Origin of the sequence: Pseudochelatococcus sp., from assembly GCF_050946405.1 — a bacterium.
In the GTDB taxonomy this organism is placed as follows: Bacteria; Pseudomonadota; Alphaproteobacteria; order Rhizobiales; family Beijerinckiaceae; genus Pseudochelatococcus.
Window position 1 is genome coordinate 142,254 of sequence record NZ_JBMNUS010000010.1, and the last position, 7,408, is coordinate 149,661.

4 protein-coding genes and 1 tRNA gene are annotated in these 7,408 nt (G+C 63.2%); 2 read left to right on the forward strand and 3 right to left on the reverse strand.

What is annotated here, in order from left to right; all coding sequences use genetic code 11:
- The first annotated feature begins 17 nt into the window (after nucleotides 1-17).
- Complete coding sequence (gene ntrC / locus ACOYJQ_RS15185; RefSeq protein ID WP_433459577.1) at nucleotides 18-1,472, forward strand: nitrogen regulation protein NR(I); 1,455 nt, start codon at nucleotides 18-20, stop codon at nucleotides 1,470-1,472.
- 363 nt (nucleotides 1,473-1,835) lie between these two features.
- A tRNA-Asp gene (locus ACOYJQ_RS15190) sits at nucleotides 1,836-1,912 on the forward strand.
- Between the two features lie 529 nt (nucleotides 1,913-2,441).
- Here ACOYJQ_RS15190 and ACOYJQ_RS15195 read toward each other — a convergent pair.
- The 3 genes from ACOYJQ_RS15195 to ACOYJQ_RS15205 form a co-directional block, all read right to left on the reverse strand.
- Nucleotides 2,442-3,122 carry a TerC family protein gene (locus tag ACOYJQ_RS15195; protein ID WP_433459578.1) on the reverse strand — a complete coding sequence of 227 codons (681 nt, stop codon included), beginning with the start codon at nucleotides 3,120-3,122 and terminating at the stop codon, nucleotides 2,442-2,444.
- 351 nt (nucleotides 3,123-3,473) lie between these two features.
- Nucleotides 3,474-4,721: an MFS transporter gene (locus tag ACOYJQ_RS15200; RefSeq protein WP_433459579.1), complete on the reverse strand. Its 1,248-nt coding sequence runs from the start codon at nucleotides 4,719-4,721 to the stop codon at nucleotides 3,474-3,476.
- Between the two features lie 120 nt (nucleotides 4,722-4,841).
- The coding region (locus ACOYJQ_RS15205; protein ID WP_433459580.1) for a YDG domain-containing protein at nucleotides 4,842-7,408 on the reverse strand (2,567 nt) is incomplete at its 5' end.

Genomic DNA, 7,408 nt, shown 5'->3' on the forward strand with positions numbered 1-7,408 from the left:
GTGAAACGGGGAGCCATATGGGTCGCGGAACGATTCTCGTAGCGGATGACGATGCATCCATCCGCACTGTGTTGAGCCAGGCGCTGACGCGCGCCGGCTATGACATCCGCGCGACCGGCCATGCGGAAACATTGTGGAACTGGGTGTCGCGCGGCGAGGGCGATCTCGTCGTCACCGACGTCGTCATGCCGGATGAAAATGCCTTCGACCTGCTGCCCCGCATCCGCAAGCTGCGGCCGGAGCTGCCGGTCATCGTCATGAGCGCGCAGAACACGTTCATGACGGCGATTCGCGCCTCCGAGCGCGGCGCCTACGAATATCTGCCCAAGCCGTTCGATCTGAAGGAACTCGTCACCATCGTCGGCCGGGCGCTGGCGCGTCCGCGCGGCATCGGCATTCCGCCCGGCGACGAGGTGGAGGAAATTCCGCTCATCGGCCGCTCGCCGGCCATGCAGGACATCTACCGGGCCATGGCGCGGCTGATGTCCACCGATCTCACGGTGATGATTCTGGGTGAGTCGGGCACCGGCAAGGAACTGGTGGCGCGCGCGCTGCACGATTACGGCAAACGCCGGGGCGGGCCTTTCGTGGCGGTCAACATGGCGGCGATCCCGCGCGACCTGATCGAATCGGAACTGTTCGGCCACGAGAAGGGCGCTTTCACCGGCGCGCACGCCCGCTCGCCGGGGCGCTTCGAGCAGGCGGAAGGCGGCACGCTGTTCCTCGACGAGATCGGCGACATGCCGATGGAGGCGCAGACGCGCCTTCTGCGCGTGCTCCAGCAAGGGGAATACGCCACCGTGGGCGGCAAGACGGCGATTCGCACCAACGTCCGCATCATCGCCGCCACCCACAAGGACTTGCGGCAGTCCATCGAGCAGGGGCACTTTCGCGAGGATCTCTTCTTCCGTCTCAATGTCGTGCCGCTGCGCCTGCCGCCGCTGCGCGAGCGCGCCGAGGACGTGCCGGACCTCGTGCGCCACTTCCTCGCCCGCGCCACCCGCGAGGGGCTCGCCCCCAAGCAGATCGACGCCGCCGCCATGGACAGGCTCAAGCGCTACCGCTGGCCCGGCAACGTGCGCGAGCTGGAAAACCTCGTCCGCCGCCTTACGGCGCTCTACACGCAGGAAACCATCACCGCGCCGATCATCGATGCGGAACTGGACGCGGCGCCCGCGCCCCTGTCGCTTCCCTCGGGCGTCGTCGGGCAGGAGCGCGATCCGCTCGATCTTTCCGGCGCGGTGGAGCGGTATCTCAAGCATTATTTCGAGGCGCTCGGCGGCGCGCTGCCGCCGCCGGGCCTGTACCATCGCGTGTTGCGCGAGGTCGAGGCGCCGCTGCTCGGCGCGGTGCTCAACGCCACCAACGGCAACCAGATCCGCGCCGCGGAACTGCTCGGCCTCAACCGCAACACGCTGCGCAAGAAGATTCGCGATCTCGACCTGCCGATCATCCGCCAGAGCGCGCGATAGGACGCCTTCAAGCGGGGCAGATGCCGCTTTGGAGGCAGAAAACATATGAAATCAAAATCTTGGGGCTTTCCGGCGTTTCAGCGGAAAGCCCGAAGTCCGTAGAGCGCCGCATTCAGGAAGTGGCGCTCTATCTCTTTATAAATATATGGAATTTTCCATGGCCCACGCGGGTTTTCCCGCCCGATGCGGCAAAAGTCGACCGACTGTCCGTGGCACCTGCGGGGGCGGCGGATATCCCGAAAAGAGGGGACTTATGCACAGGCGCGACGGGTCGGCGGGTTTGTTTATGAAGAACGCTTGACACTTTGCCGGAGTGGCTTTAATTCACAGTCACCGCGGCGGCGCAGTCAAGCAGCCCGCTTCGGGGGTGTAGCTCAGTTGGTTAGAGCGCCGGCCTGTCACGCCGGAGGTCGCGGGTTCGAGCCCCGTCACTCCCGCCATTCAAGGCTTCGACCTGGGCGTCAAGCTCGTTCTTCCCGAAATCACCAGCCTTCGATTGCGATGTTTGTCAGGCTGGTTGCGCGTTTCGGCTCAGTCTCTCTTCCCTTCGATCATCGTATTCCGCCGGGCGATCATGGCGTCAGCCGGAGGACCGAAATCCGCTGCCGGTTCGAGGCCGGTGCTTTCGCTGTTGTGGCAAAATATGGAATTTAGAGCAGGATGGCGATTCAATCTGATCGCATCCTGCTCTAGGAGCCGCGCTGCCGTCATTTGTAAAGCATGTCAGCGAAACGCGGAAAGCCTCCAGGTTTTTGACTCTGAACGCGTTCCGTTCAAACGATTCCGTTTGAACGGAACGCGCCCTAGAGCAGTCTGCGTTCAAATCGATCCATCGAATTGAATGCAAGTTGCGGTAAAATATAGAGTTTAGAGCATTTTCCAGCAAAGCGGATACCGCTTTGCTGGAAGAAAACGCGTCAAGTCAATAAGATAGAGCATTTCTGCGTTTCAACGAAACGCTGAAATGCTCTAGCCGCCGTTGACGACGCCGTTCACGACCGGCGCCAGCTCAAGCAGGCCGCGGTAGATCATTTCCAGCGCCACATACAGGATGATGGCGAGGCCGACATAGGCGATCCAGCGGTAGCGGTGCAGCAGCTTGGCGATGAAGGTGGCTGCAACGCCCATCAGCGCCACGGAGAGCACGAGACCGAAGATGAGGATTTCGGGATGCTCGCGCGCTGCGCCGGCGACGGCCAGCACGTTGTCGAGCGACATCGACAGGTCGGCGAGAACGATCTGCCACGCCGCCTGCGCGAAGGTCTTGCGCGGGGCAACGCCGGAGACCGTGCCGTCCTTGTTGATGTCTTCCTCGTTGAGGGCCTCGACCGCATTTTCCTCCTCACGGTGCTGCACGCGCAGCTCGCGCCACATCTTCCAGCACACCCACAGCAGCAGCACGCCGCCGGCGAACAGCAGGCCGACGATCTGCAAAAGCTGCGTCGTCAATGCCGCGAAGAGGATGCGTAGCACCGTGGCGGCGATGATACCGATGAGGATCGCCTTGCCGCGCTGCTCTTTCGGCAGGCCGGCGGCGGCGAGGCCGATCACGATGGCGTTGTCGCCCGCCAGCACCAGGTCGATCATGATGACCTGAAGCAGCGTGTAGAACGCATCGGGGGTCATGAGATAGTTTAACGTTTCAGCCATATGGCACCCGCTATGAAGGGCGTCCGGCGCGACGGGACCGGCATGGCACGCAGGTTGGCTCCCCGCGGCAACCCGCAGGGTATCGCCGTGTGAAAGGGCCACGGCAAGCCACGCCTCGGCGATGTCGAAAAAGTTCCTGCGCTCCAGGCCACCCGGTTTCAGATATCCAGTCCGACATCGCAGTTCCGTGAACTGCCAGAGGGGCCCGGGCTGGAAGTTTTCCTATAACTCCGGGAGCACGGATTTTCAAGGTATGGGCCGGGGAAATCGGCGTCGCGAAACCGTCACGGATGCTTGCCGCCGCGCAGGATGCGTCAATGGCCGATGAGGCAAGCTCATCGGCCATTGACGTCAGACGCGCCCTTCCAGATGGCGGGCCTTGCGCAATTGCGGGAACCAGTAGGCCCACAGGCCGGCGACGACGATGGAGCCGATGCCGCCGAACACAACGGCGGGCACCGCGCCGATCATCGCAGCCATGACGCCGGCGCGGAATTCGCCCAGCTCGTTCGACGCGCCGACGAACACGGAATTGACCGCGTTGACGCGCCCGCGCACGTGATCGGGGGTCCACAATTGCAGCAGCGTCTCGCGGATATAGACGCTGACCATATCCGCCGCCCCGAGCAGCGCGAGCATCGGAATGGAAATCCATGCGAGCGTCGATACGCCGAATGCGGTGGTGAACAGGCCGAAAAGCGCGACGCAGCCGAACATGATGAGGCCGGCATGATCGCGAATGGGCCGGCCGGTCAGCCACAGCGCCGTGAGAATGGCGCCGATGCCGGGCGCGGCCCTCAGCAGGCCGAGCCCCCAGGGCCCGAGTTCCAGGATATCGCGCGCATAGACCGGCAGCAGCGCCACCGCGCCGCCGAGCAGCACGGCGAACAGATCGAGCGAGATCGCGCCCAACACCACCTTTTCCTTCCAGATATAGCGGAAGCCGGCCAGTATGGTGTCGAGAGAGGCTTTCTCGCCGACGATGTGCTGCCCTGTCGCCGAGATCGAAAAGGTGAGCGCCGCGCCGGCCAGCAGCATGACGGTCGCGACCGTATAGGCGATAATCGGCGACAGGCCGTAAAGCAGCCCGCCTGCCACCGGGCCGACGATCGTGGCGAGCTGCCATGCGGAGGAGTTCCACGACACCGCGTTGGCGAAATGCTCCGCCGGCACCAGATTGACCACCAGCGAGGCGGAGGAGGGCGCCAGGAATGCCCGTGCGACACCGAACCACAGCAGCGTGAAGAACACCGCCGCCGGCTGAAACAGCCCCGTGAGCGTCAGGATGAGCAAGGTGAGAGCGCAAAGCCCCTCCAGCCCCAGCGAAAGCCCCATGATAACCCGCCGCCCGAAACGATCCGCCACCACGCCGGTGACGAGCACCAGCGCGAGCGCGGGCAGGAACTGCACGAGGCCGACCATGCCCAGATCGAACGGATCACGGGTCAGATCATAGATCTGCCAGCCGACGGAGACGCTGACGATCTGTATCGCGAACGAGCCGAACAGCCGCGCCAGCCAGTATTTCGCGAAAGCGGCATGACGAAACGCGATGTAGCGGTCGGCGCGCGCTGCGGCGCCGTCTTCGGAGACAAGCATCTTGGGACCACGGGCAGGAAACGCGGCTGAAGGACCCGCATCCCGGAAAAGGGATGAGAGGAGGCGAAGGTATAAAATGCAACTAACTCGCCAAAGAAGGGCATGGTCCCGAGATGCTTGTCAATCGGCGTCCTCTGCAATGCTGGTTTGCAGAGCCGGCCTTGCGGCGCTGCCCGCGCCACCGTTCAGAAGGTGCTCCAGCTCCTCGGAGATGGTCCATTGCGGCGTGCGTGTCAGCGTGACGATGCCGTAGATGGTGGCCGGCTGGTGATCGCGCAGGGACGGGCGATCCAGGGTATCCGCCTCCAGCAGGATGAAACCGTTGTTCCGTGTCTCGCTCACGCCGCCCGTCTCTGGCAAGGGATTGAAGAACGGGGGATCGAACGTGATCGGATCGTCGGGCGAGGGATCAATAGGCGAGGGATCGACGGGGATGGGATAGTTGGGCAGGGGATCGATAGGTCGGGGATCGACCGGCAAGGGATCGATCGGCAAGGGATCGACGGGAATGGGATCGACGGGCGAAGGATCGACGGGAACGGGGGTGACCGGATCGGAATCGCCGGAGTTAGCCGGATGTATGGTGAAGGCTGCGGGGATGTAAGCGATGGCGTAGTTCCCGCCCGCCGCAAGCGTATTCAGGGTAATGGCGTATATGCCGGCGTGTTCTCCGGCGGTACGTGCGAGCTCGCCCTTCAGCAGGTTTCCGGCCGCATCGGCGCCTTGCCAGCCATAGGCGCTATAGGTGAAGACGGGATCGGTCTCGCCCGCCGTTTTCCCTTGGGTATCCGCCCGGATCGTCAAGGTCGCCGGATTGATGCGCCCGGCAACGCTGAAACCGGTGTCGGCAAGGATGTAGTTGGCAGTATCGCCGCCGCTGAGGGCGTAGTTGCCGGTTATGGTTCGGGCGTCGACGACGTTCTTGCTGTTGTAGCGCGTATTGCCGAGGGCGAGCGTCACGGCATCTCCCGCGATGACTCCGTCGAGGGCGCCATGGGTGCGGACGGCTGCGCCGTCGTTTCCGTCATAGACCTTCGCTGTCTCGACGGTGCCGTGTGTAGCGACCACGATATTTCTGGGTGTGATGTTTCCTGCAACGCTGAAAACGGTGTCGTTGAGCGTATAATTGCCGGCGTCGCCGCCGTTGAGAGCGTAGTTGCCGGTTATGGTTCGGGCGTCGACGACGTTCTTGCTGTTGTAGCGCGCATTGCCGAGGGCGAGCGTCACGGCGTCTCCCGCGATGACTCCGTCGAGGGCGCCATGGGTGCGGACGGCTGCGCCGTCGTTTCCGTCATAGACCTTCGTTGTCTCGACGGTGCCGTGTGTAGCGACGGCGATATTTCTGGGTGTGATGTTTCCTGCAACGCTGAAAACGGTGTCGTTGAGCGTATAATTGCCGGCATCGCCGCCGTTGAGGGCGTAGTTGCCGGTTATGGTTCGGGCGTCGACGACGTTCTTGCTGTTGTATGAAACGTTTCCGAGTACGAGGGAAACAACATCGCCGGCGATGACGCCGCTGCCCAGCGAGCCATGCGCGGAGACTTCGGCGGTCGTGGCGCCGTCATAGATTTTCGATGTTGCAACGCTGCCTTGCGTGGCGACGGAAAGGGGCTTTCGCGTGACGATGCCGTCATGGGTCGTATGATTGCCGTTGAAGACGTAGTTGTCGGATGCGGTGCCGATCAGATCGTAGGTCCAGTCGACCTGTTTATCGGTGCCGGCGTTTTTGTCATGAAACCGCACCTGCGTGAATTGCACTGTCACGTCGGTTTCGTCGCCGGGGAGGAAGCCGTGCAGCGTGGCGTGGGTGATGACGGTGGCATCCTGCGTGCCGTCGTACTCCCGCCCTGCAACGGTGCCGCCGGTGAGGGAGAGTTCCTTGGGGGAGATGGATCCGATGCCCGCCGCGAGGGGATCGACGCTCAGTGTGTAGTTGAACGCATCGCCGCCGGAGAGGGCGATTCCGGCGACCGTGACGGTCTTGCCGTCGCCGACGTTCTTGTCGTCATAGGCGGCCGTGGCGGCTGAAGCGTCGATGCCTATGTTGTCTCCGGCGATGGTGTCGTCGAGGGAGAAGTTGCCTGCGCCGAGTGTGGCGTCGGCGTTTCCGTCATAGACCTTTGAGACGGCGCCGGCGAGGGATGCCGTGATCGTCTTCGGGTCGATGGATCCGATGGTTCCCGCAGCGCCTTCGTTGAGGATGTAGTTACCGGCATCGTCTCCCGTGAGTCCGATGCCGGCCAGCGTGACGGTCTTGTTGTTTCCTGCGTTCTTGTCGTCATATGCGCCAGTGGCTGCGGTCACGTCGACGGATACCGTGTCTGTCGCGACGATCCCGTCGAGGCTGACCCCGATGGCGGCGAAGTCTGTGACGTCTGTGCCTCCGTCATAGACCTTGGTGGTGCTGCCGGTGAGGGATGCGGAGATCTCTTTCCGGGAGATTGATCCGATATCCGCCGCGAGGGGATCGCCGCTCAATGTGTAGTTGAGCGCATCGCCGCCGGAGAGGGCGATTCCGGCGACCGTGACGGTCTTGCCGTCGCCGACGTTCTTGTTGTCGTAGGCGGCCGTGGCGGCTGAAGCGTCGATGCCTATGTTGTCTCCGGCGATGGTGTCGTCGAGGGAGAAGTTGCCTGCGCCGAGTGTGGCGTCGGCGTTTCCGTCATAGACCTTTGAGACGGCGCCGG